This is a genomic window from Nitrospira sp. BLG_2, from assembly GCF_049222245.1.
The window spans coordinates 1-2,011 of record NZ_JBLYIG010000155.1 but is presented as its reverse complement, the minus strand read 5'-3'; the positions used below and the strand labels follow the sequence as shown (position 1 = coordinate 2,011).

At 54.0% G+C, this 2,011-nt stretch carries 3 protein-coding genes and 1 tRNA gene; all 4 read right to left on the bottom strand.

Going from position 1 to position 2,011, the window contains the following annotated elements; genetic code table 11:
- The coding region (locus ACOSYY_RS04320; protein ID WP_421661038.1) for a hypothetical protein at window positions 1–529 on the bottom strand (529 nt) is incomplete at its 3' end.
- Window positions 530–676: 147 nt separating this feature from the next.
- Window positions 677–754 (bottom strand) — tRNA-Glu (locus tag ACOSYY_RS04315).
- A gap of 144 nt (window positions 755–898) precedes the next feature.
- Window positions 899–1,459, bottom strand: a complete 561-nt coding sequence (rfbC, locus tag ACOSYY_RS04310) for a dTDP-4-dehydrorhamnose 3,5-epimerase (protein WP_421661037.1) — start codon at window positions 1,457–1,459, stop codon at window positions 899–901.
- Between the two features lie 12 nt (window positions 1,460–1,471).
- Window positions 1,472–1,897: a hypothetical protein gene (locus ACOSYY_RS04305; RefSeq protein WP_421661036.1), complete on the bottom strand. Its 426-nt coding sequence runs from the start codon at window positions 1,895–1,897 to the stop codon at window positions 1,472–1,474.
- Window positions 1,898–2,011: the final 114 nt, after the last annotated feature.

Here is a 2,011-nt window from a genome sequence, read left to right as displayed (position 1 = left end):
GCCACGCGACGAACGGATGATGGGGGGCCGACCGTGTTTGATCGGATTGTGTCCCTTCAGGCTTCCCGCTTGTGTGCCATACCGACATAAGACGGTCGAATCCAGCGCCAGGGTGTGGCCCAGCAGAATCGGCCGCATGGCGGCGAGCAACATCCGCATCAGGGCCTCGGACACCTCGGTGGTCCGTCGGTACGTGAAGCCCTGAAAGAACCGTCGCACCGTATTTGGGGATGGGAACCGAGGCAGGCCCAGCGGGTGCGGAAGTAACAGATCCCGCCGATAGCGGGTCAGAATCGTTCGGCGCCCAAGGCAAGCCCCACCAGACCAGCAGCACGTCCACAGCAGGAATTTGATTGTTCGAAGTCTTCGTGAATGGCGGAGCAACGGTGTCAGGGGCTGCGCGCAGCCCGATTAGTTCGAAATATCGCCGCCACAAGATGGCTCTCGCCCAGATGGTGATCGGATGATCGGTACACGCAAACCGAATCTTAGGATGGAGCGGTGATGTGGGAATCTGACGAACACCCATGCCAAATCTCCTGTGCCGGCAAGAGAATTTTGGCAGTTACTTTACATTAAAACCGATCAACTGCCGAATCCGGGTTCATGAGAACGAAGTGAAAACTTTTTGAAGTTACTTACTGTTTCTGGTTCTCAGCAAACCTCGCCTCGAACGTGGTGTCCCCAACGGGATTTGAACCCGTGTTACTGCCTTGAAAGGGCAATGTCCTAGGCCAGGCTAGACGATGGGGACGTGCCGCTATGGGTAAGAGAACAGCACTCATACCACACTTGTAGCTGCCCTGTCACTAGCTTGCTCCATAGATTCCTGAATCGGAACTGGTCGTGGAGCCCTCTTTGCTAATCGAAGGAACAAGAGTGGGTGAGCGGTAATTTGCTAACGAACAGGTTTGTAGAACGGCAACTCCATATCCATTCCTTTGAGGGTGCGGTAGGCTTGATCTTTCTGTGAGAGAATAGGCTCAGTGATCGGCCATAGAATTCCCAAAGCCGGATCGTTCCACAAGATGCCGCGTTCATCTCTCGGTGAATAATAGGCAGTGCATTTATACAAGAACGTCGCCGTCTCGCTCGTGACGCAAAAGCCATGAGCGCAGCCGGCAGGAATGTACATTTGGTGAAGGTTCTTACCGGAGAGCTCAATACCGTACCATTTCCCGAACGTCGGAGACCCCTTTCGGGTATCGACGACGACGTCGTATACAGTTCCCTCTAGGGCCATGACGAGCTTCCCTTGAGCGTGCGGTTCCTGAAAATGCAGGCCGCGAACCGTGTTGCGGACCGATCGTGAGCAGTTATCTTGGACGAAGTGCTCAGTGATACCCGCGTCACAGTAGCGTTGCTCGTGATACGTTTCCGTGAACCACCCGCGATGATCGGACCTGACGGACGGTTCGAGTACGATCACACCAGGAATATCAATTGGCGTCACACGCACGGCACCCTCTATTCATGATGTCGGATTGGAGTCGCGAGGTGGATGACCAGGAGGATCGACGACGGTAGGGCGGTCGGGATACAATTGCCCCAAACGATCGATCAAGGGAAGGGCTTCAGGTGTGCTATTCATGCGAGTGTCACTCACCGGATGATCCCACATCAGAGTTGCGATATTTGCCTCGAGGAGGAGCGATCGGATCGTAGAAGCACAGGCGTCAAGTGTGAGTTCCGTTCCACCTCGTAGATCAAGAACGCGTTCTTTAGGATTTGTGGGCGGTGCCTCGGTATGAAGGAAAGCCCAACAGCGATCGAAGATCGTCTGGCGCAGTTCTTGTGAAACATTGATCGTCTTCAGATCCGCTGTACAGAGTGCCGACACGAACAAGACGAATTGAAGGTCTGGCATTTCTGGGTTTTGAATGTCGAGAGATGGCATGGCCATCCATTATCGAGAGAGATGCTTGACGAGTCAACTATCGTAGAACGGAGGTGTAGCTAGCACATCATCTGTCCGGTTTTTGTAGCACATCAGTTGTCCGGTTTAGGGTGC

Excerpts from the sequence above, each read along its gene's own strand:
- ACOSYY_RS04305 (WP_421661036.1), bottom strand. The coding sequence starts at position 1,897 with ATGCCATCTCTCGACATTCAAAACCCAGAAATGCCAGACCTTCAATTC.